This window comes from Nocardia grenadensis (genome assembly GCF_050942415.1).
GTDB lineage: Bacteria > Actinomycetota > Actinomycetes > Mycobacteriales > Mycobacteriaceae > Nocardia > Nocardia grenadensis.
The window spans coordinates 5,949,869-5,974,182 of record NZ_CP192054.1; the positions used below are offsets into that span (position 1 = coordinate 5,949,869).

Sequence of the window (24,314 nt, forward strand, 5' to 3'; positions counted from 1 at the left end):
CACCCAAACCGGACGCGCGGGAATCGGCCGCCAGCGACATTAGGTAAGGCATTGCTAACCTGATACACATGGCGACGCGCACCAAATACGTCAAACCGGTACAGCGGCGGATCTGCACCGCCGAAACCCTGGCCGCCGAACGGATCGGCCACAGCTTCATCCGGGTCACGGTGGGCGGACCCGACCTCGCCGATTTCGCGCCGATGGGTTACGACCAGTGGCTGCGCCTCTTCCTGCCGCGGGCCCGGCAAACCGGCCTGCGCCTGCCCACCGCGACGGAGAACACCCTCTGGTATGCGCAATGTCTGGCGATGAGCAGCGATACCCGGCCCCTGATCCGCAACTACACCGTGCGCGGGTTCCGCCCCGCCGGCGCCGGATTCTTCGGTGAGCACGCCGAGATCGATGTGGACTTCGTCGCCCACGGGGATACCGGCCCGGCGTCCGCGTGGGCCGGCCGGGTGCGCCCGGGTATGCCCGTCGGGCTGCTCGACGAAGGCATCATGTATCAGGCACCGCCGCATACCAACTGGTCATTGCTGGTCGGTGACGAAAGCGCGCTGCCCGCGATCGCGGGTGTACTGCGGTCGGCGCCCCGGGATCTGTGCGGCGCGGCGTACCTCGAAATCCCCGACCGCACCGATATCCAGGATCTGGGCGAGCCGGCGGGGGTGCGGGTGCACTGGCTGCCCCGCGCCGACCCCCGCGTCCGGATCGGCGCGCAGGCCACCGAAGCCGTGCGCGGGGCAGGCCTCCCGCCCGGACCCGGCTACGCATTCGTCGCGGGCGAGCAGCAACTCGTGTCCGGAGTGCGCCGCCATCTGGTACGCGACCGGGGAATGGCCAAATCCGACATCATGTTCAGCGGCTTCTGGCGCCTCGGCAAGGCCGCCGCGAGTTGATCCACCGGTGAGCTCGAATCCGCCGGTGGGAGCGGATCGCCTACCGCGGTCCTTCGCCGATCCGAGCCCCGGCCCGCCGGCGGAGTCGTAGAGCCGGGGCTACCTACGACTCCCCGCGGCCGAAGATCGGCGCTCGATCGGTCAGGGGATCAGATCCGTGCGCGGATCGACGCCGAAATGTTCAGCGAGCGTGGTGATCGAGGCGTGCGCACCCTGCACGCTCACCGAGAGGACGAACGGCTCATCGTCGACCCGGACGATATCGCCGGTGAGTCGCCGCCAGAGCGGATTGGCTTCGAAGGCGGCCTGTTGATCCCGGCTGGAGTCCCCTTCGGCTCCCGGTGGGGTGTAGGCCGAAACCATGACGATTCCCGCGTCGGCCGCGAGGATCTGTTCCACCGACAGCGGGGTGAAGATGCTGTCCTCGGAATCGGGTGCGCCGGCGGGACGGGGGATGCCCATATCCGTCATGATCTCCCCGATGAACGAACTGCCGGAGTAGAGCCGGGCGGTGTTCTCACCGGCGAACCGGATCAGCGAATAGGTGACGCCGGGACGCGCGGCCCGGATCTCTTCTCCCACCGCGGCGGCACGCTCCGCGTAGCCGGTCACCAACTCTTCGGCTCGGTCCTTTCTGCCCAGCGCCTCGCCGAGAAGGACGATGTTCTGCTTCCATGTGGGGCCGGTGGTCTCGGAGAACACCGTCGGCGCGATCTTGGACAGCTGATCGTAGAGCGGCTCGTGGCGCACTTTCGCCGAGATGATCAGATCGGGTTCGAGCTCCAGGATCTTCTCCAGGTCCGGCTCGGCGATCGTCCCGACGTTCACCGAATCGGCCACCACATCGTCGATATCGCCCAGGTAGTCCGGGAAGGGGTTGTCCCGGTCCTCGCGATACTGGACGTACCCGACGAGCGGGGCGTCGAGCAGCAGCGCGGCGTCGGAGAAGCTGGGATCCAGGGCGACAACACGTTCCGGTGGCGCGTCGATGGTCGTGGTACCCATGGCGTGCTCGACCGAGATCGGGGCCCCCGCGCCCGCCGGAGCGCCCGAACTCGAATCGCTCGAACCACCACACGCTCCGACGAACAGCAGTCCGCCCACCAACAGGGGAGCCAGTGATCGCTGGGCTATCGACCGGGGGGACATCACTCGCATGAGGTCACCTTTCCTTCGGGTGGGCTACCACGCGGCATCCGAATAAGGATAGGCTGCCCAATGCATTGCTGAACCTTAGCAAGGAGAACCGAGATGGCGACAGTGCCGGTGCGAGTGAACCGGTGACCGGCGAACCCACCTCGGATGTATCGGAATCGTCGGTCGGGTCCGCGGTCCCGCCGCGCGGCGGTGCCATGCCTCGTCCCGGCCGCTCACCGCTGGTCATGGTGGGCGTGCCGGCCGCCGCGGTGGTGGCGGCCGTGCTGGTGAGCGTCTGCGTCGGGAGCAGCCCGTCGACCTTGCCGGAGGTATGGCATGCGATCTTCACTCCCACCGGTACCGATATGGATGTGACGATCCGCGAACTCCGCTGGCCACGAACCCTCGTCGGCATCGCCGCGGGCGCATGTCTGGGTGTCGCCGGAATCCTGACCCAGGGGCATACCCGCAACGCCGTCGCCGAGCCGGGCCTGCTCGGTATCAACCAGGGCGCGGCGCTCGCGATCGTCTCCGCCACATTCCTGTTCGGCTCCCTGCCGGTGCCCGCCCAGGCCGGTCTGGCCTTCGTGGGTGCCCTGCTCGCCGGCGTGGTGGTGTTCGCGGTGGGTACCGCCGCCCGTAACGGGGCGACGCCGATCACGCTGGTGTTGTCCGGCGCGGCGGTCACCGCGCTGTGCGGCGGCCTGGTCACCGGACTGGTACTGCTCGACAGCGCGTCCTTGGACACGCTGCGGTTCTGGCAGGTGGGCTCCTTGGCGGCGCGTCCGGACTCGCTCGAAGCGATCTGGCCCTTCGCGATCGCGGGGCTGCTGCTCGCCGTGCTCAATATCGGCGCGCTCAACACACTGGCTCTCGGCGAGGACGCGGCACGGTCGCTCGGAACCTCCGTCCCCGTCGCGCGGTCCGCCGGCATCGTGGCGATCACACTGCTGGCCGGGTCCGCGGTAACCATGGCCGGGCCGATCGCCTTCGCGGGGTTGCTGGTGCCGCATATCGCGCGGGCACTCGTCGGTGCCGACTACCGTCGTTCGGTGCCCGCGGCGGCCGCGTTCGGCATATTCCTGGTCCTCGTCGCCGATACCGCCGGCCGGGTGATCGCCCGGCCGGGTGAGTTGTCGGTCGGGGTCGTGCTCGCAGTCCTCGGGGCACCGTTCTTCGTATTTCTCGCTCGTCGCCGCCGGCTGGTGACCGTATGAGCGGCCCGGCCCCGAACCTGCTCGCGCCCACCCGCGTCGTGCGGTGGGGTCCGGTCTCGGTGCGCCTCACACCCCGAGCGCTGTGGGTCGGTGTGGTGTTGTCCCTGCTGGCCTTGGCGGCCACCGCGTTCCATATCGCCAACGGCGGTTCCGCGCTACCACTCGACGCCGTCGTCCGGGCAATCCTGGGCGACGATTCGAACTCCCGGCTCCACCTCGCCGTGACGGAATTCCGGGCGCCGCGTGCCGTAGGGGCCGTCATCGCGGGCGCCTGTCTGGCCATGGCGGGGGCGATCACCCAGACCGTGGCACGCAACCCGCTCGCCAGCCCCGACGTCCTGGGCGTGACGGCCGGCGCTTCGCTCGGCGCGGTCTCCGTGCTGGTGCTGGCCGGCGGTGGTGCCGCCGGGCTCAGCGGATTCGCCGCCGGGGTCGGTCTGCCGGCCGCCGCGTTCGGCGGCGGAATTCTGGCCGGAGTCCTGCTCTTCCTGCTGGCCTTCTCCGCGACCCTGGACAGTTATCGCCTGGTGCTCGTCGGGCTCGGTATCAACGGGCTCGCGGTGAGCCTGACGACCTGGATGCTGACCCTCGGTGATGTCGGCAATGCCGCCCAGGCGCTGACCTGGATGTCCGGTTCACTCAATGGCAGGGACTGGCCGCTGATCCGGCCGATGGGATTACTGGCCCTTGCCCTGCTGGTGGCGGCGCTGCTGCTGGGACGGCGGCTGATGCTGCTCACCATGGACGACGATATCGCGCTCGGACTGGGCATCCGGATCGGCCGCCTTCGCCTGTACGCGCTGGTCCTCGCGACACTGCTGGCCTCCACCGGTGTCGTGGTCGCGGGTCCGCTGGTCTTCGTCGCGCTGGCGAGCCCCCAGATCGCGCGGCTGCTCACCCGGTCGACCGTGCCCCCGATTCTGACTTCCGGATTGGTGGGCATCGTTTTCGTCTCGGTCGCCGACACCCTCGCCGCGCGCACACTGTCGGTATCGCTGCCTGTCGGTGTGGCCACCGCGGTGCTGGGCGGGCCCTATCTCCTCTTTCTGGTCCTGCGGAACCAAAGGAAGCTCACGTGAGTCACCGGGAAACGACTTCCGTACTACGCGCCGAGAATCTCGCCCTCGGCTACGACGGCGCCGCTGTCGTCACCGATCTGACCTTCGATGTTCCGACCGGATCGGTCACGTCGATCATCGGCCCCAACGGCTGCGGCAAGTCGACCTTGTTGCGCGGTCTCGGCCGGCTGATAGCTCCCCGGGCCGGTCGAGTCCTACTCGACGGCAAACCGATCGACACCCTGCCCACCCGGCAGGTCGCCCGCCGCGTCGGTATCCTGCCCCAGTCCCCCGCCGCGCCACCCGGTCTCACGGTCGCCGATCTCGTCTCGCGCGGGCGCCACCCCAGGCAGCGCTGGTACGAACAGTTCTCGGTTCTCGACGAGAAAACGCTGCGGGAGGTCTTGAACAGCACCGGCATGCTCGACCTCGCCGGCGCCCGACTCGAAGAACTCTCCGGCGGCCAACGGCAACGGGCATGGATCTCCATGACACTCGCGCAGGAAACCGGCATCATGCTGCTGGACGAGCCGACAACGTATCTCGACCTGGCACATCAGGTGGAACTACTGGAATTGATCGTGCGGATGAACCGCGAGCACAACCGGACCGTTCTCATGGTCCTGCACGACATCTCGCTGGCCGCTCGCTACAGCGACCATCTCGTCGCGATGAAGAACGGCGCCATCGTCACGCAGGGCACTCCCGAGCAGGTCGTCCGCCCGGACGTGCTGCGGGATGTCTTCGGTCTCGCCGCGCAGGTGGTCACCGAGCCGACCGCGGGCCGTCCGCACGTGATCCCCCTCTGATCAATGCGCCGCCGCCGCCACCTCGTATCACCGCTCGACCACCAACGCCGTGCGATTGAGAATTACCCAGGCAGGCGTGCCATTGATCCAGTACCCGTCGTAACCGCGAGCGGCCGCGAATCGTCCCACATCCGACAGGACATATGCGCGCGCTTCCAGTTCCGTTCGTCTTGCCGACTCTGCGGGTTCCTTGCGCAGCGCTGCGTCGATCGACGACAGTTCGTCGCGTTGTTTCACCGTCAGAGAAGACAAATCGGTCGTCAGCGCATCGGGATGCATCGCCATATGGATTACACTGCCCGGGGTGGAGCCACCGGTTGTGTAGTCCTCGGCCCACTCCCGGAGTTCCCCCGGACTCTCCTGGAACTCGGATGATCCGTACTCGCTCGAGCTGGGTGCGCGCCCCCAGGCCCAGATACCGTTGCCTCTTCCTGTCTCATCCTTTCCTGGGTGAAGTCCGCCGGTCTTGAACTCCTGTGCGTATCGCGTTTCTTTCACACCCCGGAACATTTCCGTCCAGCCCGCGTCGATGGCCCTACGCATACCCTCTGAACTCACCAGAAGGGGCGCGCCGTCGAATCCTTGGCGAGCGAGTATCTGCCGCAGCGCCGGGTCGCCCTCGGTGACCGATCCACCGCGCTCGACTTCCTCCGCCGCCGTGGGATCACTGCGGTCGTGGCGCCGAGTCTCCAGAGAGAGTGCACGGTAGTCGAAGTCGTCGATCCGGTTACGCTCTATTTCCCGGACATCGATGCCCTGCAGCCACTGTGCGATCTCTCCATCGGTTTGCCCTACGCCGGAGGCGCGGCGAAGTCCATGACCGAATTGCCGCAGCGGCTCACCGACCTTGGCTATGCCCTCGGTCGCACCGAGAAGTCTTTCGACGAGCTCGGGAATCACTCTTTCCCGCAGTGCGATCCTCCGCTTCCGACAGACCGGCCACCACCGCAGCGCAGGTGCGGCAAAGATTCCACGAGCATAGCGCGCGACCCGCAGCCGATCGGCAGGGAACGGAAAAGACCGAGGGCCGGTCCACCGTGATGGTGGACCGGCCCTCGGTTCGAAAAAGGTTGCCGGGTAGCAGGACTCAGAAGTCCATGCCGCCCATGCCACCGGTCGGATCGGCCGGCGCGGCGGCCGCCTTCTCCGGCTTGTCGGCGACAACGGCCTCGGTGGTCAGGAACAGGGCCGCGATGGAGGCCGCGTTCTGCAGGGCCGAGCGGGTGACCTTGACCGGGTCGGCGACACCGGCGGCGAGCAGGTCCTCGTACTCGTTGGTCGCGGCGTTGAGGCCCTGGCCGGCGGGCAGGTTGGAAACCTTCTCCGCGACCACGCCGGGCTCGAGGCCGGCGTTGAAGGCGATCTGCTTCAGCGGCGCCGACAGCGCCACCTTCACGATGTTCGCGCCGGTGGCCTCGTCACCTTCGAGCTTCAGGTCCTCCAGAGCCGGAGCCGACTGCAGCAGGGCCACGCCACCACCGGCGACGATGCCCTCTTCGACGGCGGCCTTGGCGTTGCGCACGGCATCTTCGATGCGGTGCTTGCGCTCTTTGAGCTCGACCTCGGTCGCGGCACCGGCCTTGATGACCGCAACACCGCCGGCCAGCTTGGCCAGGCGCTCCTGCAGCTTCTCGCGGTCGTAGTCCGAATCCGAGTTCTCGATCTCGGTGCGGATCTGCGCCACGCGGCCCTGGATGGCCTCCGCGTCGCCCGCGCCCTCGACGATGGTGGTCTCGTCCTTGGTGACGACGACCTTGCGCGCCTGGCCGAGCAGCTCGATGCCGGCGGTCTCCAGGGAGAGGCCGACCTCTTCGCTGATGACCTCGCCACCGGTGAGGATGGCGATATCGGCGAGCTGGGCCTTGCGGCGGTCACCGAAGCCCGGGGCCTTGACGGCGACGGACTTGAAGGTGCCGCGGATCTTGTTCACGACCAGGGTCGACAGGGCCTCGCCCTCGACGTCCTCGGCGATGATCAGCAGCGGCTTGCCGGCCTGGATGACCTTCTCCAGCAGCGGCAGCAGGTCCTTGACGGTGGAGACCTTCGAGCCGACCAGCAGCAGGTAGGGGTCCTCGAGGACCGCTTCCTGACGCTCGGGATCGGTGACGAAGTAGCCCGAGATGTAGCCCTTGTCGAAGCGCATACCCTCGGTGAGCTCCAGCGACAGACCGAAGGTCTGCGCCTCTTCGACGGTGATGACGCCTTCTTTGCCGACCTTGTCCATGGCCTCGGCGATCAGCTCACCGATGGACGGGTCGCCCGCGGAGATACCGGCGGTGGCGGCGATCTGCTCCTTGGTCTCGACCTCCTTGGCGGAGTCGAGCAGCTTGGCGGTGACGGCCTCGACGGCCTTCTCGATGCCACGCTTCAGGCCCAGCGGGTTCGCGCCGGCCGCGACATTGCGCAGACCCTCGCGCACCAGCGCCTGGGCGAGCACGGTGGCGGTGGTGGTGCCGTCGCCCGCGACATCGTCGGTCTTCTTGGCGACTTCCTTGACCAGCTCGGCGCCGATCTTCTCGTACGGGTCCTCCAGCTCGATCTCCTTGGCGATGGACACACCATCGTTGGTGATCGTGGGGGCGCCCCACTTCTTCTCGAGCACGACGTTGCGGCCCTTCGGCCCCAGCGTCACCTTGACCGCGTCGGCGAGGCTGTTGAGGCCCCGCTCGAGGCCGCGACGGGCCTCTTCGTCGTACGCAATTGTCTTGGCCATTGCGGTGAGATCCTCCAAGTAATGAGGCTGACACACAGGATGACCGCATTGTCGGGCCACCCTTTAGCTACGCTTGTGGCCAGGTTCGGTGCCCGCGACGGACGACCAGGGGTGTCGTGGTACCCGATCTCACCGTCCCGACCTTGGCACTCTCCGATGGGGAGTGCCAAAGCCATTTTTAGCACTCGCGGGTGCCGAGTGCAAGGTCGCGCTCATTTGCCCTGCCCGCGGCGGGGCGGGTCGAGGCCCTCGCGACCCCGGTTCTTCCCTCCGCCGCTCAGTCGCTGCGCTCCTTCGCTCCGCAGCTCCAGAACCGGGGCGGACCTCGACCATTGCGAGAGGACGATCCAGCGAGGTGGGTGTGAGAATCACGCGACTTCTCCGCCACGTCGAAATGTAACCCCGCCTACAGTCAAAGACTGTCGGTGACCCGCAGGGCAAGGGCGAGAAATGCGTCCGCGCGCCGTTCCTCCGGGGTGCGCGGTTCACCCTCATCGATGGTGACGAATTCGGCATCGTGCAGTAGCAGTTCGGCCTCGACCCGCATTATGGCGCGAATGAACGGCGGCGCGACCTCCGGCGGTAGATCGCCGTTGACCACATAGCTCCCATCCGACAACGATTCGGTGGAGACATAGGTCAAAGCGCGCAGCAGCTCGTCCCGGTGCTCACCTGCCACCAGGTCGGAGTCCGTTTCATCCGCCATTGCTATAGATTACCGGGACACCGCCCCGGATCGGGCGCATCAGAGCCCCCGCCTGCGGTAACACCGGCACGGGGGCGGCCGTCCCCCGCACACCACTCACTACGGACCGGTCCGAATCGCGATGATCGCCGGGCGCGCGGAGCCCCGGGCGCCGGTGCGGCCGGGCGTTCGCTATTGCTTCTCGGTCACGATCTGGCGGAGCAGTTCGAGCAACCGGGTCTCGATCGGCTCCTTGCGCAATCCGGTGTCGCTCAGGATTCCCGAGCCGTTCTCCAGTTCGAGGACGGCGAGCAGGATGTGCTCGGTGCCGATGTAGTTGTGCCCGAGCCGCAGGGCCTCGCGGAAGGTCAGTTCCAGCGCTTTCTTCGCGTCCGCGCCGAAGGGGATGAGGCCGCTCATCTTGCCGGCGGTGGTCGCGGCCTTGAGCGCCTCCGGCCCGGCGGTCGCATCGCCGCCCACCGCGGCCAGTGCCGCGGTCGTGACATCCGCGAGGGCGACCCCCTGCTCCACGATCAACTGGCCGGCCAGGCCGTCCGCCTCACTGAGCAGGCCCAGTACCAGGTGGCCGAGGGAGATCTCGGCACTGCCGGTGATACTCGCGGCCTCCTGGGCCGCGACCACGACCGTGCGGGCGCGCGGGGTGAATTTCCCGAATCCGGCATTGGGATCCATCTCGGCGGAGGGATCTCCCGGCGGTTTGGGCACGAAGCGCTTCTGGGCAGCCTGTTTGCTCACACCCATACTCGCGCCGATCTCGGTCCACGAGGCGCCCGACCGACGGGCCTGATCGACGAAATGACCGATCAGATGATCGGCCAACTCACCGAGATGGCCGGCGGTGACCACCGCGTCGGCGAGTTGTTCCAGGGCGTTGTCGGGCCGGGCCTTTTTGATGACCTCGATGAGATCGTCCAGACGTACTGTTGTCATGCGTCAACTATAGGTTGACGCATGACAATCGTCAACCATGGGTTGACGGCGAATATCCCTCAGTTCCGCCCGCCGGGACGGCGCAACCGCAACCGCGAATCGCCGCGCAGTGCCGGCCGCCGGATATCGGGACGGCGCAGCACCGGCCGCCGGATCTCCGGACGGCGCAGGACGGTCAACCGGCGGTCCGCCCGGCGCTGCGCGCGGCGTTCGGCCGGTTTGTACTGCCAGGTCTCGGGCCGGGCCGCCACCCAGCGCCGCGAGTACCAGGCAAACGGGATATGACCGAGGTACAGCACGATCAGGACCAGCAACAGCACGATGGGATAGGTGATCAGCGCCGCACCGGCCAGCGCGACGAGCACCAGTAGACCGGCGGCGGCCTGCGGGGCGACCGATACCGATTTGAGGGCCAGCGTGGGGATGGTGCTCACGCATAGCGCCGCGGTGAAGACCGTCCAGGCCGCGACCAACGGGAAACTCGTCCACCAGCCGTCGCCGAACTGCACGTACACCGCGATCGGAGCCATCGCGATGAGCGCACCGGCCGGAGCCGGGACCCCGACGAAGTACTCCCGCGCCCAATCGGGCCGGGTGTCGTCGTCGAGCAGGGTGTTGAACCGGGCCAGCCGCAGCACGATACTCACCGCGAACAGCAGCGCGATGATCCAGCCCGAACCGCTGCTCGCACCGTCGAACAGCACCACATAGAGCACCAGCGCCGGCGCCACCCCGAAGGAGATGGCATCGGAGAGCGAGTCCAGTTCGGCGCCGATCTTGGTGGTCGCCGACAGCAACCGCGCCAGCCGGCCGTCGAGGGTGTCCAGGACCGCGGCCGCGCCGATCATGGCCAGCGCGATCTTCAGTTCCCCCTCCAGACCGAACCGCACCGCGGACAGTCCCGAGCACAGCGCCAGGATGGTGACGATACTGGGCAGCAGCCGGACCGATCGGCGCCGCCTGCCTTCGATGACCTGCTCCATCACGCGCCCGCCGACGGCAGGACCGCCAGCACCGTCTCCCCTCCGATCGTCCGCTGGCCGACGTTCACCAGCAGTTCCGTCCCGGCCGGGAAGTAGGTGTCCACGCGGGAACCGAACCGGATCAGGCCGTAGGTGTCGCCGATGGTGATCCGGTCACCGGCGGCGGCGTCGCAGACGATGCGCCGGGCCAGCAGCCCGGCGATCTGGACCACCACCACCTGCTGCCCGTCGGCGGTATCGATCAGCATGCTGCTGCGTTCATTGACCTCGCTGGCGTCGGCGAGGTCGGCGGATTTGAACTGCCCGCGCCGGTAGCGCACATCGCGCACCACACCCGAGACCGGCGTGCGCTGGACGTGCACGTCCAGGACCGACAGGAAGATGCTCACCCGGGGCAGCGGCTGGTCGCCGAGACCCAGCTCGGGCGGCGGCGCGGCCGTATCGACCAGGGCGACCTCACCGTCGGCGGGGGCGACCACCACTCCCGGCCGATTCGGCGGGACGCGGTGCGGATGCCGGAAGAAGGCGGCGCTCGCCGCGGCCGCCACGAGCGCGGTCCGGCGGAGCCGGCGTCGCCTACGGCCCAGGACCGCGACCCCCAGCGGAACGGCCACGAAGGGCAATCCGGCCGGATGCATCGGCGGGATCGCACTGCGCACCAGATCGGCCAGATGGGCCGGACCGGTGGTTTCCGGAGTGCCGGGCGGCGTGGGACGGCGTGCCACTGATTCCTCTTTCATACTCGGTTCGATCGGCGCGGACTCTCAGGTGGCGACCGGTCACCGCGCACGGGCCGGCCGACCCTGTCGGCGCAAGCGTTCACACCTTACGCCGAACAGGCCGGTGGCACCGGGTGTCGAACCGAGGTCTACCTCCGTACGACCAACTTCACCAGGAACAAGAGAATGACGGCGCCGGCCAGGCAGGTGAAGAAACTGAACCACCAGCCGCCACTGTTCACATCGACACCGAATGCCGCGAGCAGGAAGCCACCGATCAGGCCGCCCACGACACCCACCACGATATTGAGAAGAATGCCCTGCTGGGCGTCGGTTTTCATGATCTTACTGGCGATCCAGCCGGCGATACCGCCGATGATGATCCAGCCGATGATGCCGAGTCCGAGCATGAGTTGTTCCTCGCTTGTTCTCCGGGTACACGGCCGCGGCCGCGGGCGTGTACCGCCGCAATACCCGGAGTCGATCTCGCTAACCCCGGCGAATATCGAATTAGCGATGCCATCACCCGAACTTGGAGATAATATGAGGGTGCCTCATGTCTCCGGATTGCCCGGTGACCGCGACCACGCGGCCGGCGGGTGAGGAATCCACATCGAAATCGGGTCCACCCTCGCGGCGACCCAGCCGCAGGTACATAGGAGAAGCACCATGGCTACTCAGATCGCCCAGACGACCGGGGCCCAGCACACCGCGATCCTGGGGCTGGGCGTGTACCGCCCGGCGCGAGTCGTGACCAACGACGAGGTAGCCGGACCGATCGATTCCAGCGACGAGTGGATCCGGACCCGTTCGGGAATCCGCACCCGCCGCTTCGCCGACGACACCGAGACGATTCACTCGATGAGCGTGGCCGCCTGTCGCGGCGCCCTGGACTCGGCCGGTATCGCCGGCGACCAGGTCGACTGCGTTATCGTCGCCACCTCGACCCATCTGCTGCTGACGCCCGCCGCCGCGCCCCGGATCGCCACCGAACTCGGCACCGGCGGCGCCGCCGCCTTCGATATCTCGGCCGGCTGCGCCGGGTTCTGCCACGGCCTGGCCATGGCCTCGGATCTGGTCCGCGCGGGTACCGCCTCGCGCGTACTCGTCATCGGGGTGGAGAAGCTCAGCGACACCGTCAACCCGGCCGACCGCGGTACCGCGTTCCTGTTCGCCGACGGCGCGGGCGCGGTGGTGGTGGGCCCGGCCGAGGAACAGGGCATCGGGCCGACCGTCTGGGGTTCCGACGGCACCCAGCACCGGGTCATCCGCCAGGACAAGGACTGGGTCGAGTTCTTCGCCGAGATCGAGGAGAAGGGCACCGACGCCGTCCGTCCCTACCTGGCCATGGAGGGCACCGCGGTGTTCCGGTGGGCGGCGCACTCCCTGGAAAAGGTCTGCCGCGACGCCATCGACCGCGCCGGCCTGTCCACCGACGACCTGGACGCCATGATCCCGCACCAGGCCAACGGCCGGATCATCGAGATCATGGCGCGGGTGCTGAAACTGCCGGAGGACTGCGCGCTGGCCAACGATATCGAGGAGACCGGCAACACTTCGGCAGCCTCGATTCCGCTGGCGATGGAGACCCTGCTGCGCACCGGGCAGTCCCGGCCCGGCGATACCGCGCTGCTCATCGCCTTCGGCGCCGGACTCTCCTACGCGGCCCAGGTCGTGAACCTGCCGAAGTTCAGTTCGCCTCGACCGCTGACCTGATCTTCGCCAGCGATTCGTTCATCCCGGCCACCAGGCTCTCCTCGAACGCCGCCTCTCCACCGAGCACCGCGTCGATCAGGGTCCGCGATACCCAGGTGGTGCCGTTGGGGACGTCCCGGCGTTCGACGAGGCGGGTGCCGTCCTCGGTGGGCTCGAGCGTGTAGGTCCACACGGTCCGGTTCTGGCTCACCCGAAAGGCCAGTGCGCTGTTCTTTTCGTAGCGCAGGATGCGCGAGGTGGTCGGCCAGAACTTCCAACCGTCCCGGTTGAGATTGATCGTCAGCGTGCCGGCCCTCGGCTTGCCGATCGGGACCATCCGGACACATTGGGGGCTGAATTCCGGCATCCGGCTCGGGTCGGCGAGCACCGCCCAGACCCGCTCCGGTGGTGCGGCGATATCGATGCTGGCTTCCAGGTTTTTCGGCAACATTGCCTCCGGGTAGATGAAACTCCAAGTATCAGAAAGGGTAGCGATCGGCGACGGCTCGGTCACGTTTTCCGCTGCCGAGTATCGATATCGCCGATCCGGAAGCAGAATCGATTGCGGGACTCCATGCCATAGCGCCACCGCCAGCAAGCACGTCAGCAAACACACAGCTACCGTGAGGTGATGGGCCGTGAACCTTCGCTCGCTACTGCGCCGCCAGACCACCGAGGGACTGCCGCAACTCCCGGCACCAGATCCCGATGACCCCTCCGGAAACGCCAGGATCGACGAACGGCTGGAACGCCTGCTCACCCCCACCGAACTGGATATGGTTCGGCACCACCGGGTCTGAACCCCGGCAGCCGGGGCCCCGGCTGCGGCCGGGGCCACCGCACAACCACCCGGTACGCTGCTGGTCGCGCCGGAGGCTCCGGCGTGGCTGACCACCGGGGAATGCGTTATGAAGCGAATCTCAACTGTTGTGCTCGCCGCCGCCGCGGCGCTGGCGCTTTCGGGTTGCTCCTCCGATGAAGAGCCGGGCGAAGCATCGGGCCTGCGTAAGAACACCGCGACCACGCAGACGGCACCACAGCCGGAAGCCGGCGACGGCACCACCGCCGGAACCACCACCCCCGACGCGGAACCGATCCCCGCCGAGCCGCCGGAAGCCACCGCAACCGAGGACGATCCCGCCGGGGACGCCCCGGCCTCGGTGCGTCCCTCCGATACCACCTGCGGCCGGTTCGCCGAGCTCGACGAACCGGAGCAGCAGCAACTCATCGGCCAGATCCTCGCCGAGAACCCCGACAGCGCGTTCGTGGGCAACCCCAATGCCGCGCTCGGTACCGCCAAACTGGTCTGCAACTCCCAGAAACTGGCCGATCAGAAGGTCGCCGTGGTCGCGGGGATCGTCGCCAACGGGTGACAGCGGGTGCGGCCGGCGACGGGCCGCACACTTTCAGCTACCCGTCACCGGGAACTCGGCGCTGCCGTGGGCGAGAGCCGTATCTCCGCCGGTAACGATCGTGATATCTCCCGGGATGTCGGCGGAACCGAGGTCGACGGCGGCGACCTCGCGTCGACGCCGATAAACGATCGAGAAGACCGAACCGCCGGGCCGGTGCGGGCACCCGGATCCCGCAGGCGGCAGGCGACTTCGGCACGCACACCGCGTCCTACCCGACACCGGCCACCATGCCCGCGTCACCTGATCCGCCGAAGCAGCGCAGAATGGCACGGTGGCTGAGTTGGCGTTGACCGTCCGTCTGAATCCCTCCGCTGCCGACGCCCGCCGCGGGGTGGTCCGGCTGCATCCCGAGGCACTCACCGCCCTCGGGTTACGCGAATGGGACGGTGTCTCGCTCATCGGCGCACGCCGTACCGCGGCCGTGGTGGGCCGGGCGCCCGCGGGGACTCCGGCCGGTACCGCGCTCCTCGACGATGTGACCCTGTCCAATGCCGGCCTGCGGGAGAACTCGGGCGTGGTGGTGTCGCCGGCCGTGGTGTACGGCGCCCGCCGCATCACGGTGAGCGGGTCGCGGCAGGCCACGCAGTCGATTCCGGCGGCCACACTGCGCCAGGCGCTGCTCGGCAAGGTGGTGACCGTGGGCGATACGGTGTCCCTGCTGCCCAGGGAGCTGGGACCCGATATTCCGTCGTCGGTGGCGAGTCAGGCGTTGTCGCGGGCGTTCGGAATCGCCTGGACCTCCGAATTGCTCACCGTGGTCACCACCGATCCACCTGGTGCGCCGGTGAGCGTGCAACCGAATACCGCGGTCGAGTGGACGGCGGGAGTAGCCATCGGTGACGAGCCGGCACCCCTGCGGGTGAACGAGCATCCCGGTCCGGACCAGCCGCTGGCGCCGAGTCACCTCGATACGGTGACAGGCCGCGAACTGCCCGGATCCGTTCCGGTCGCGACAGCGCCGCCTCCCGAACTGCAGGTTGAGGACCTGGCCGGGGTGCAACCGCAGGCGGCGAAGCTGACGGAATGGCTGAGCCTGGCCCTGGACGAACCCGCATTGCTGAAGGCGCTGGGCGCGACCCCGCGGTTGGGGGTGCTCGTCACCGGCCCGGCAGGGGTGGGTAAGACCACACTGGCCAGAGCCGTCGTCGCGCCACGCCGGATCGTGGAACTGGACGGGCCGACGGTGGGCGCGGCGGAGAGCGGGGCCCGGTTGCGCGCGGTCGCCGCCGCCGCCGCGGCGGTGGGTTCGGGCCGGGGCGGCATTCTGCTGATCACCGATATCGACGCGCTGCTACCGGAACCACCCGAACCGGTCGCGACGCTGATCCTGGATCAATTACGGGCGGCGCTGGCCGAACCGTCCGTGGCGCTCCTGGCCACCACCGCGCATCCGGCGGCGATCGACCGGCGGTTACGGGCGCCCGATCTGTGCGACCGGGAACTCGCGCTGACGCTGCCCACTGCCGGGATGCGCCGGGCGCTGCTGGAACAGTTGCTGCGCAAGGTGCCCACCGGTGAGCTGCGACTGGACGAGATCGCCTCGTCGGCGCCCGGGTTCGTGGTCGCCGATCTCGCCGCGCTGTGCCGGGAGGCGGCTCTGCGGGCGGCCGCACGGTCGAGCCGGGACGGCACCGAGCCACTGCTCCGGCAGGAGGACCTCAGCGGGGCCCTGGAGGTCATCCGGCCACTGTCGCTGTCGGGTACCGAGGAATTGGCGATCGGCAGTCTCGGTCTGGACGATGTGGGCGATATGGCCGAGACCAAACAGGCATTGACCGAGTCGGTCCTCTGGCCGCTGCGGCATCCCGATTCGTTCGCGCGGCTCGGTATCGAGCCGCCCCGCGGGGTACTGCTGTACGGCCCGCCGGGATGCGGGAAGACCTTCCTGGTGCGGGCGTTGGCGGGCAGCGGCCAGTTGAGCGTCCACACCGTCAAGGGCGCGGAGCTGATGGACAAATGGGTGGGCTCCTCCGAACGCGCGGTACGCGAGCTGTTCCAGCGGGCCCGGGACTCGGCGCCCTCGCTGATCTTTCTCGACGAGGTGGACGCGCTGGCGCCCCGCCGCGGCCAGAGCTCCGATTCCGGAGTCGCCGACCGGGTGGTGGCGGCGCTGCTCACCGAATTGGACGGTGTGGAACCGCTGCGCGATGTCGTGGTTCTGGGCGCCACCAACCGGCCGGAACTGATAGATCCGGCTCTGCTGCGTCCCGGCCGGCTCGAACGGCTGGTGTTCGTGCCGCCACCGGACGCCGAGGCCCGAGCCGCCATTCTGCGGACGACCGGGCGCGCGGTGCCACTGGCGGCGTCGGTGGACCTGGACCGGCTCGCGGCCGAGTTGGACGGTTTCTCCGCCGCGGACTGCGCGGCGCTGCTGCGCGAGGCGGCATTGGCGGCCATGCGCCGCGATGTGGACACCGCGGATGTGACCGCCGCGGATATCGATGCCGCCCGCCGGGCGGTGCGGCCCTCACTGAACGCCGATCAGGTGGAGTCGCTGCGCCGGTACGCGGAGTCGCGCCGCTGACCCGTTCCCGTTCTGTCCGGTATGCCTGACCTGGCGAAACCATTGCCCGAGGGTAGCCGGATGCGGGTGCGCATCTCTTAATCTGTACGATTGTCCCAGTTCGTGCTCGCATATGATGAGCGCGCAATACCCCGCCGCCCCTATCTCGACGGAGGTAACGCTTGCTCGCCATTCTGCTCGCACACACCTTGGCCGCGCTGATCGCGCCCTCCGCCGTGCGAGTACTGGGCCGCAACGCGTTCTATCCGCTGGCACTGGTACCGCTCGGTTGCCTCGGCTGGGTGATCGCCCACTGGAACGACGAGATCGAAGTCCGGATGCAGTGGGCTCCGACCGTCGATCTAAGCCTGGACCTGCGCTTCGGCTCCCTGGCCACCGTGATGAGCGCGCTCGTCCTGGGGATCGGCGCCCTGGTCCTGGCCTACTGCGCCCGCTACTTCACCGACGACGAACCGAAGCTCGGCTCCTTCGCCGCCTGGCTGGTCGCCTTCTCCGGCGCCATGTTCGGCCTGGTCACCAGCGACAACATGCTGTTGCTGTTCACCTTCTGGGAGATCACCACCGTCCTGTCGTTCCTGCTGGTCGGCCACAACTCCGATAGCGTGCCGGGCCGGCGCGCCGCCCTGCAGGCCCTGCTGGTAACCGGTGCGGGCGGCCTGGCAATGCTCGCCGGCATCATCATCCTCGGTGAGGCATACGGCAGCTACCTGCTGTCGGATCTACTCGCCGCTACCGACCGTCCCGGCGGGATAGCCGTACAGATCGCGGTGGTGCTCGTCCTGGTGGGCGCACTGAGCAAATCCGCCATCGTACCGCTGCACTTCTGGTTGCCCGGCGCCATGGCCGCACCCACCCCGGTCAGCGCCTACCTGCACGCCGCCGCCATGGTGAAAGCCGGTGTCTACCTGATCGCGCGTCTGGCACCCGCGTTCGCCGACGCCCCGGTCTGGCGCCCGCTCGTCCTCACCCTCGGCCTGGCATCCATGCTGCTGGCCGGCCTACGCGCCATGCAGGTCACCGACCTGAAACTGGTGTTGGCCTTCGGGACGGTGAGTCAGCTGGGCTTCCTGGTGACGATGGTGGGTCTGGGCACGCCGGATGCGGCGCTCGCCGGGATCGCCCTGGTGGTGGCGCACGCGCTGTTCAAGGCCGCGCTCTTCCTGGTAGTGGGCATCATCGACCACGGGACAGGCACCCGTGACCTGCGCGAACTCTCCGGGTTGGGCCGGCGCTCACCGGTACTCTTCGGCGCCGCGTCGCTGGCCGCGCTGAGTATGGCGGGTATCCCGCCGCTCTGGGGATTCGTGGCGAAGGAATCGGCGCTGGCCGCCGCACTCGACGCCGCGCCGCTCTCGGACACCGTGCGACTGCTGCTGGCCGCCGGCTTGGTGCTGGGGTCCATGCTCACCGTCGCCTACAGCGCGCGCTTCATCTGGGGCGCCTTCGCCGACAAACCCGGGGTGCCGGTCCCCCGGTGGCACGCGCCGGGCATCGCGCTGAGCGCGGCGCCGGTGCTGCTCGCGGTGGGCTCGCTGGGCGCCGGACTCGCCGCCCCCTGGATGGACGGTCTGCTGGCGCCCTACGCCGAAACCCTGCCGGGCACGCTGACCGGTCATCTCCAGCTCTGGCACGGCCTCACCCTGCCGTTGCTGCTCACCGTCGTGATCATCGCCGGAGGCTTCGCGCTGTTCGCGGCGCGGGACCGGTTCGGTGAGTCGGCGACGCTGCTGGGTAACGCCGACCGCGGCTACGATGCCGCGCTGCGGGCGGCCGACCGGCTCTCACTGCGCATGACCGGTGCCGTCCAGCGCGGTTCGCTGCCGCTCACCCAGGCGGTCATCCTCGGCACCCTGGTGATCGTGCCCTCGGTGGTATTGGCGGTCGGCACCCGGGCCGGGGTCGAACTGCGTCTGTGGGACTCCCCGCTGCAAATGGTGATCGGCGCCATCATGATCGCCATGGCGCTGAGTGCGACCGTGCTACGCAACCGGCTGGCCAGCGTGCTGGTGGTCGGGCTCACCGGCTACGGCTGCGGTGTCGTCTTCGCCCTGCACGGCGCGCCCGACCTGGCATTGACACAGTTTCTGGTGGAAACGCTGACGCTGGTGGTATTCGTCCTGGTCCTGCGGGCCTTCCCGGCCGAGATCGGACCGGAACAGCAGGCCGGTTTCCAGGTCGGCCGGGCGGCGATCGCCATCGCGGCCGGTATCGCGGTGCCCGTGCTGGCGGCGTTCGCCGCGACCGCACGCAATGCCCGGCCCATCTGGGAGCGCATCCCGGACGCGGCCTACGAATTCGGCGGCGGCAAGAACGCGGTCAATGTGCTACTGGTCGATATCCGTGCCTGGGATACCCTCGGCGAGATATCGGTGCTGGTGGTGGCCGCCACGGGCGTAGCCTCGCTGGTGTTCCGCAGTCGGCGGTTCGGTCTGCCGCCGCGTGCCGCCGACGCACCCAACTACCGGCCCGGCGGCAAGGTGGGCTGGCTACCCGCGGGCAGGCTGGTCGACCGCCGTAACCGCTCGATGGTTCTGCAGATCACGACCCGCCTGGTGTTCCCCACCATCATGGTGCTGTCGGTCTACTTCTTCTTCTCCGGCCACAATGCGCCCGGTGGCGGATTCGCCGGTGGTCTCATCGCGGGGCTGGCACTGGTACTGCGCTATCTCGCGGGCGGCCAGTACGAACTGGGTGAGGCACTACCGGTGGAGGCCGGCCATCTACTCGGCGCCGGACTGATCCTCGCCGCCGGTACCGCCAGCGCCTCGCTGCTGCTGGGAGCGCCGCCACTGAGTTCGGCCATCCTGGAGATGACGGTTCCACTGCTCGGCCATGTCAAACTGGTGACCTCGCTGTTCTTCGACCTCGGTGTCTACCTGATCGTGGTGGGTCTCGTACTGGACGTATTGCGCAGCCTCGGCGCGCGCCTCGACGACGAGTTGGTGCAGTCATGAGCGCGAATCTGACCCTGCTGATCGTGGTCGGTGTCCTGGTGGCCTGCGGGGTGTACCTGCTGCTCGAACGCACCGTGACGAAGATGCTGCTCGGCATCCTGCTGTTCAGCAATGCGGTCAACCTGCTCATTCTCACCATGGGCGGACCCGACGGGGCAGCGCCGATCCGGGGCACGGACGATATCGAACACAGCATCATGGCCGATCCGCTGGCCCAGGCGCTGGTGCTGACCGCCATCGTCATCACCATGGGTGTTTCGGCGTTCGTGCTGGCGCTGGCCTATCGCTCCTACATCCTGACCACGAGCGAAAAAGTCGAGAACGATCCGGAGGATGTCGGGATCGCCGCGCGCCAGCCGGAGGAACCCGAAGAATGAGCTTATCGCCCGATCTGGTCCCCGCCTTCGCTCCGCTGCCGGTGCTCATCCCGCTGCTGGCCGCCGCCGCGACACTGGTGGCCGGGCGTCGCGCCCGGGTCCAGCGAGTCCTGGCCACGGTCGCGCTGAGCGCCGCGGTCGCCGTCTGCGCGGTGCTGCTGTATCTCGCCGACCGCGACGGGACGGTGGCCGTGCAGGTCGGCGGCTGGGAGACCCCGATAGGTATCACCATCGTCGTGGACCGGCTCTCCGCGTCCATGCTGCTGGTCTCGGCGATCGTGCTGCTCGCGGTCGCCCTGTACGGCGCCGGCCAGAACATCAACGACGCCCAGGTCCGTCAGCCGACCTCCATCTTCTGGCCCACCTACCTGGTGCTCAGCGCCGGCGTGGCGATGGCGTTCCTGGCCGGCGACCTGTTCAACCTGTTCGTCGGCTTCGAGATCCTGCTGGTCGCCTCGTTCGTCCTGCTCACCCTGGGCGCGACGGCGGAACGCATCCGCGCCGGGGTGTCGTATGTGATGGTCTCCATGGTGTCGTCGCTGATCTTCTTGATCGGCACCGCCGTCACCTACGGCGCCACCGGGACCCTCAACTTCGCGCACCTGGCCCAGCGGATGGACGCCATCCCGGACGGTATCCGGCAGGCGGTGTACGCCGTACTGCTGGTCGCCTTCGGCATCAAAGCCGCGGTGTTCCCCCTGTCGAACTGGCTGCCCGACTCCTACCCCACCGCGCCGGCGCCGGTCACCGCGGTGTTCGCCGGTCTGCTCACCAAAGTCGGTGTGTACGCGATCGTGCGCACCCAGACCCTGCTGTTCCCGGACGGCGGCTTCGACAACCTGCTGATGATCAGCGGCCTGCTCACCATGCTGATCGGCATATTCGGTGCCATCGCGCAGAGCGATATCCGGCGACTGCTCTCGTTCACGCTGGTCAGCCATATCGGCTACATGATGTTCGGGGTGGGTATCGCCAGCTCCATCGGGCTGGCGGGCACGGTGTACTACATCGCGCACCACATTCTGGTGCAGACGGCGCTGTTCCTGGTGGCCGGACTGATCGAACGCCAGGCGGGCTCGACCTCGCTGCGGCGGGTGGGTGGGCTGGCCGCGGCCAGCCCACTGCTCGCGGGACTGTTCCTGATACCGGCGCTGAACCTCGGCGGGATACCGCCCTTCTCCGGTTTCATCGGCAAAGTGGCGCTGCTCCAGGCCGGCGCGCAGGACGGCAGCGTGCTCGCCTGGGTGCTGGTCGCCGGATCGATCGTGACCAGCCTGCTGACCTTGTACGTCATGGCTCGGACCTGGAGCAAGGCGTTCTGGCGGCCTCGCGAACAGGCCCCCGAGGGCCATCTGGTGGCCGCCACCCTGCCGTCGCTGGTGGAGGACAACACCGACATGCTCTACGACGAACGCACCGACCCGGGCCGGCTGCCGGCAATGATGGTGCTGCCGACCGCGGCGCTGGTCGCGGTCGGATTGGCGCTGACGGTGTGGGCGGGCCCGGTCCTGGGCATCGCCGACCGGGCCGCGACCGAACTGCAGGACCGCGGCGTCTATATCGGCGCGGTCCTGGGCGGGGGGCCGCGATGAGCAGACTGCTGAACCGCGACAATGTGCTCCGCATCGGTGTTCTGCTCTGGCTGACCGCGGTATGGGTGGCACTCTGGGGCCAGGTCAGCGTCGCCAATGTGCTGGCGGGACTCGCGGTCGGCGTGGTGATCATGGTGGCCCTCCCGCTGCCCCGGATTCCGCTGCGCGGGCAGTTGCGACTGCTACCACTGATGAAATTGGCCGCGGTCAGCGTGTACTACGGGCTGGAGTCCAGTTTCCAGCTGGCCTGGTTCGCCGTACGGCCCGGGCCGCCGCCGCCCTCCGGTGTGCTCGAGGTGCAATTCGCGTTCCGCTCGGATCTGGTCATGGTGCTGTGCGTCAACCTGATCAATCTGATCCCGGGCACCATGGTGCTGGAGATCGACCGCGAACAATGTAAGGCCTATGTACATGTCATCGATGTGAGCAGTGCGGAGGCGGTGGATAAGTTCTATCGCACCATCCGGGTGCTGGAACGGTTGCTGATCGATGGGCTGGAACGTCGCGCCACCCCGCTCCCGCCACCGACCGGTCAGGAGGTGACCAAGTGATCGTCGTGGCCGTGGTGGCCGCGGTCCTGCTCAGTGCGGCCGCGTTGATCACCGCATACCGCATACTCGCGGGCCCGGATACCCTCGACCGGGTGATCGGGATCGACTCGATCATCGCGATGGCGATCTGCGGCCTCGCGGTGTGGGCGGCCTACAGCCGCGACACCAGCGTGGTGCCCGCCATCGTCGCGCTGTCGTTGGTGGGTTTCCTCGGTTCGGCCGCCGTCACCCGCTTCCGGGTCCGGGACGACCGATGAACACCGTATTCGACTGGATCTCCGGCATCCTGATCATTTTCGGCGCGGTACTGGCGCTGACCGCCGCCATCGGTATCGTCCGGTTCCCGGACACCCTGCTGCGTATGCACGCGGCGACGAAACCTCAGGTGATCGGTCTTATCTCGGTCCTGGCGGGCACCTGCATCCGGGTGTACGACGACCCCAATGTCTGGATGCTGGTGCTGGTCGGGTTGTTCACATTGCTCACCGCACCGGTGATCGCCCACCTGATCGGCCGCACCGCCTACCGGGAGCAACTGCACCGCAAGGATCTGCTGGTGGTCAACGAACTCGAGGACAAATTGGATCGGCCGCAGCCGTGATCCCGGCGGCCTCGTCGGCCGCGGCCGCTGCCGTATCGAGTGGATCGGCTGTGGCGACGACCGCTTCCGCGGCGCGGTCCGGCAGTGTCGCGACCTCGGCCGTCACCGGCCGCTCGCGGCGGCGCCGGGCGAACCAGGTGGCGTGGAAGCCCGCCGCCATCGCCGCGAGCAGTGCCGAGACGATCGAACCAGCGACCACCGGGTAGTCGGCCATCTGCACCGCCAGATACCGGTAGCCGACGAGCAGCGTCACCAGTATCACCGCACCACCGGCGACCAGCCGGATCCGGAACCAGCCCCAGCCGCGTTCGGGTTCCCGCAGCGCCGATTCCACGGTGAGGCACAGCACCGCCCCGGCGACCAGGTCCACGCCGTAGTGGTAGCCGAACCCGAGTGTCGCGGCCAGCGTGCACAGCAGCCAGAACATACCGCCCCAGCGCAGCCAGGTCGGCGCGAGTGACCCGTCGGGGTTGCGCCGGGTGTGCAGGAAGAGCGCCAGCGCCCACGCGGTGTGCATCGAGGGCATGCAGTTGCGTGGGGAGAACGAGTCGAAGGCCATCGCATCCGGCGCGCGATCGAGCGGCGGCAACACATCGGGCCAGAAATTGCCGAGCTGGAAGCCGTTCCCGTCGACCCCGTAGGCGAACATCGGCCCGACCACCGGGAACAGTATGTACACGAGGGGCCCCACCAGGCCCAGCACCAGGAATGTGCGTACCAGATAGTGATTCGGCCACCGGCCGCCCGCCGCCACCGCCCGCAACTGCCATACCGCCACCACGATGGCCGCCGCCGGCAGTTCGATGTACACCCAGTGCAGGACCGCGTCGGGTACCGGTCCCAGAGTTTCCAGTACCCGGCCCACCACCCAGGCCGGGTCTCCGAGCGCGTGATCGGCCAGCATCACGTACTGGTCCAGCACTCGCGGCCGCAGTTCCACGGTGATGTGCAGCCAGACGTCACCGACCTTGGTCGCCAGGATCAGCAGCGCACCCAGCGCGGCGGCGTGCAACGCGTTGCGTCGTTCGACGCCCGTCCAGTGCAACCAGGCCACCAGCGCCACCGCGGTGAGCACGAGGACAGGACCGTTGCCGACGGTGAACGGTCCCCCCAGCAGCAGCCGCACCCCCGCGTATCCCAGATCGATCAGCACCGCCGCCCCCGCGGCGATCCACCGGCGCCGGCCCGGGATACCGACCAGTGCGAGAACCAGACCCGCCCAGGGCACCGTCATGGATTTGGGCGTACCGATGTAGTCCCGGGCCAGGCTCGTCAGCGGGCCCTCGAAATCCCGCCACAGCGCCACGCCCTGCAGCACCAGCAGCAGTACCGGAACGGCGGCGACGGCGGCGACCCGAACCTCCCGGCGCGGCACGGTACTGCGCGCCGCTGCTCCAGTTCCCATATTCGGGTTTTCGACTAGCACCCGAC

The 24,314-nt window shown here is 68.3% G+C and carries 24 protein-coding genes; 14 read left to right on the forward strand and 10 right to left on the reverse strand.

What is annotated here, in order from left to right; all coding sequences use genetic code 11:
* Positions 1-68: 68 nt before the first annotated feature.
* The gene (locus tag ACQPYS_RS27145) at positions 69-902 is read left to right on the forward strand and encodes a siderophore-interacting protein (RefSeq protein WP_063038300.1); all 834 of its coding nucleotides are present in this window, start codon (positions 69-71) and stop codon (positions 900-902) included.
* 141 nt (positions 903-1,043) lie between these two features.
* Here the strand turns inward: ACQPYS_RS27145 and ACQPYS_RS27150 are convergent, their stop codons facing one another.
* Positions 1,044-2,060: an ABC transporter substrate-binding protein gene (locus ACQPYS_RS27150; RefSeq protein WP_433491182.1), complete on the reverse strand. Its 1,017-nt coding sequence runs from the start codon at positions 2,058-2,060 to the stop codon at positions 1,044-1,046.
* 122 nt (positions 2,061-2,182) lie between these two features.
* Here ACQPYS_RS27150 and ACQPYS_RS27155 point away from each other — a divergent pair, with 122 nt between their 5' ends.
* Genes ACQPYS_RS27155 through ACQPYS_RS27165 form a run of 3 tightly spaced genes read left to right on the forward strand, consistent with a single transcriptional unit; the run spans position 2,183 to position 5,123 of the window.
* Positions 2,183-3,256, forward strand: a complete 1,074-nt coding sequence (locus tag ACQPYS_RS27155; protein WP_218020788.1) for a FecCD family ABC transporter permease — start codon at positions 2,183-2,185, stop codon at positions 3,254-3,256.
* A complete protein-coding gene (locus ACQPYS_RS27160) occupies positions 3,253-4,335 on the forward strand; it encodes a FecCD family ABC transporter permease (RefSeq protein ID WP_433491183.1) in 1,083 nt (360 codons plus the stop codon). The genes ACQPYS_RS27155 and ACQPYS_RS27160 overlap by 4 nt, the downstream gene beginning before the upstream one ends.
* On the forward strand, positions 4,332-5,123 hold the full coding sequence (locus ACQPYS_RS27165; RefSeq protein ID WP_431939160.1) for an ABC transporter ATP-binding protein: 792 nt from the start codon (positions 4,332-4,334) through the stop codon (positions 5,121-5,123). The genes ACQPYS_RS27160 and ACQPYS_RS27165 overlap by 4 nt, the downstream gene beginning before the upstream one ends.
* A 27-nt stretch (positions 5,124-5,150) precedes the next feature.
* On the opposite strand, the gene ACQPYS_RS27170 is transcribed toward ACQPYS_RS27165, so the two are convergent.
* The 7 genes from ACQPYS_RS27170 to ACQPYS_RS27200 all read right to left on the reverse strand — a co-directional run bounded on the left by ACQPYS_RS27170 (position 5,151) and on the right by ACQPYS_RS27200 (position 11,584).
* A complete protein-coding gene (locus tag ACQPYS_RS27170; protein ID WP_433491184.1) occupies positions 5,151-6,023 on the reverse strand; it encodes a hypothetical protein in 873 nt (290 codons plus the stop codon).
* 187 nt (positions 6,024-6,210) lie between these two features.
* Complete coding sequence (groL, locus tag ACQPYS_RS27175) at positions 6,211-7,836, reverse strand: chaperonin GroEL (protein ID WP_063038309.1); 1,626 nt, start codon at positions 7,834-7,836, stop codon at positions 6,211-6,213.
* Between the two features lie 412 nt (positions 7,837-8,248).
* Complete coding sequence (locus ACQPYS_RS27180) at positions 8,249-8,542, reverse strand: DUF222 domain-containing protein (protein WP_063038311.1); 294 nt, start codon at positions 8,540-8,542, stop codon at positions 8,249-8,251.
* A gap of 171 nt (positions 8,543-8,713) precedes the next feature.
* On the reverse strand, positions 8,714-9,472 hold the full coding sequence (locus ACQPYS_RS27185) for a Clp protease N-terminal domain-containing protein (RefSeq protein WP_063038313.1): 759 nt from the start codon (positions 9,470-9,472) through the stop codon (positions 8,714-8,716).
* Positions 9,473-9,531: 59 nt separating this feature from the next.
* Positions 9,532-10,455: a CDP-alcohol phosphatidyltransferase family protein gene (locus ACQPYS_RS27190; protein ID WP_063038315.1), complete on the reverse strand. Its 924-nt coding sequence runs from the start codon at positions 10,453-10,455 to the stop codon at positions 9,532-9,534.
* Complete coding sequence (locus ACQPYS_RS27195; RefSeq protein WP_433493142.1) at positions 10,455-11,180, reverse strand: phosphatidylserine decarboxylase; 726 nt, start codon at positions 11,178-11,180, stop codon at positions 10,455-10,457. Before ACQPYS_RS27195 ends, ACQPYS_RS27190 begins: the two co-directional genes overlap by 1 nt.
* Positions 11,181-11,323: 143 nt before the next feature.
* A complete protein-coding gene (locus ACQPYS_RS27200; protein ID WP_063038317.1) occupies positions 11,324-11,584 on the reverse strand; it encodes a GlsB/YeaQ/YmgE family stress response membrane protein in 261 nt (86 codons plus the stop codon).
* A gap of 259 nt (positions 11,585-11,843) precedes the next feature.
* Between ACQPYS_RS27200 and ACQPYS_RS27205 the strand changes: the two genes are divergently transcribed.
* Positions 11,844-12,890 (forward strand): beta-ketoacyl-ACP synthase III, encoded by a 1,047-nt coding sequence (locus ACQPYS_RS27205; protein ID WP_433491185.1) that lies wholly within the window; start codon positions 11,844-11,846, stop codon positions 12,888-12,890.
* Here ACQPYS_RS27205 and ACQPYS_RS27210 read toward each other — a convergent pair.
* Complete coding sequence (locus tag ACQPYS_RS27210) at positions 12,865-13,317, reverse strand: SRPBCC family protein (protein WP_157107328.1); 453 nt, start codon at positions 13,315-13,317, stop codon at positions 12,865-12,867. The genes ACQPYS_RS27205 and ACQPYS_RS27210 overlap by 26 nt on opposite strands.
* A 190-nt stretch (positions 13,318-13,507) precedes the next feature.
* Between ACQPYS_RS27210 and ACQPYS_RS27215 the strand changes: the two genes are divergently transcribed.
* The 9 genes from ACQPYS_RS27215 (at position 13,508) to mnhG (ending at position 22,883) form a co-directional block, all read left to right on the forward strand.
* A complete protein-coding gene (locus ACQPYS_RS27215; protein WP_157107309.1) occupies positions 13,508-13,669 on the forward strand; it encodes a hypothetical protein in 162 nt (53 codons plus the stop codon).
* A 108-nt stretch (positions 13,670-13,777) separates the two neighbouring features.
* Positions 13,778-14,242 carry a hypothetical protein gene (locus ACQPYS_RS27220; RefSeq protein ID WP_433491186.1) on the forward strand — a complete coding sequence of 155 codons (465 nt, stop codon included), beginning with the start codon at positions 13,778-13,780 and terminating at the stop codon, positions 14,240-14,242.
* A gap of 313 nt (positions 14,243-14,555) precedes the next feature.
* Entirely contained in the window at positions 14,556-16,808 is a 2,253-nt protein-coding gene (locus ACQPYS_RS27225; protein ID WP_433491187.1) for an AAA family ATPase, read from the forward strand.
* 161 nt (positions 16,809-16,969) lie between these two features.
* Complete coding sequence (locus ACQPYS_RS27230; RefSeq protein WP_433491188.1) at positions 16,970-19,762, forward strand: Na+/H+ antiporter subunit A; 2,793 nt, start codon at positions 16,970-16,972, stop codon at positions 19,760-19,762.
* Positions 19,759-20,139 carry a Na(+)/H(+) antiporter subunit C gene (locus ACQPYS_RS27235; RefSeq protein ID WP_063038329.1) on the forward strand — a complete coding sequence of 127 codons (381 nt, stop codon included), beginning with the start codon at positions 19,759-19,761 and terminating at the stop codon, positions 20,137-20,139. Before ACQPYS_RS27230 ends, ACQPYS_RS27235 begins: the two co-directional genes overlap by 4 nt.
* Positions 20,136-21,731, forward strand: coding sequence for a Na+/H+ antiporter subunit D (locus ACQPYS_RS27240; RefSeq protein ID WP_063038331.1), 1,596 nt, complete (start codon positions 20,136-20,138; stop codon positions 21,729-21,731). Before ACQPYS_RS27235 ends, ACQPYS_RS27240 begins: the two co-directional genes overlap by 4 nt.
* 8 nt (positions 21,732-21,739) lie before the next feature.
* The gene (locus tag ACQPYS_RS27245; RefSeq protein WP_063038561.1) at positions 21,740-22,282 is read left to right on the forward strand and encodes a Na+/H+ antiporter subunit E; all 543 of its coding nucleotides are present in this window, start codon (positions 21,740-21,742) and stop codon (positions 22,280-22,282) included.
* A complete protein-coding gene (locus ACQPYS_RS27250) occupies positions 22,279-22,539 on the forward strand; it encodes a monovalent cation/H+ antiporter complex subunit F (RefSeq protein ID WP_063038333.1) in 261 nt (86 codons plus the stop codon). Before ACQPYS_RS27245 ends, ACQPYS_RS27250 begins: the two co-directional genes overlap by 4 nt.
* Entirely contained in the window at positions 22,536-22,883 is a 348-nt protein-coding gene (mnhG, locus tag ACQPYS_RS27255) for a monovalent cation/H(+) antiporter subunit G (protein ID WP_063038335.1), read from the forward strand. Before ACQPYS_RS27250 ends, mnhG begins: the two co-directional genes overlap by 4 nt.
* Here the strand turns inward: mnhG and ACQPYS_RS27260 are convergent.
* Positions 22,843-24,288, reverse strand: a complete 1,446-nt coding sequence (locus ACQPYS_RS27260; protein WP_433491189.1) for a DUF5933 domain-containing protein — start codon at positions 24,286-24,288, stop codon at positions 22,843-22,845. The two genes, mnhG and ACQPYS_RS27260, sit on opposite strands and share 41 nt — an antisense overlap.
* Between the last annotated feature and the right edge of the window lie 26 nt (positions 24,289-24,314).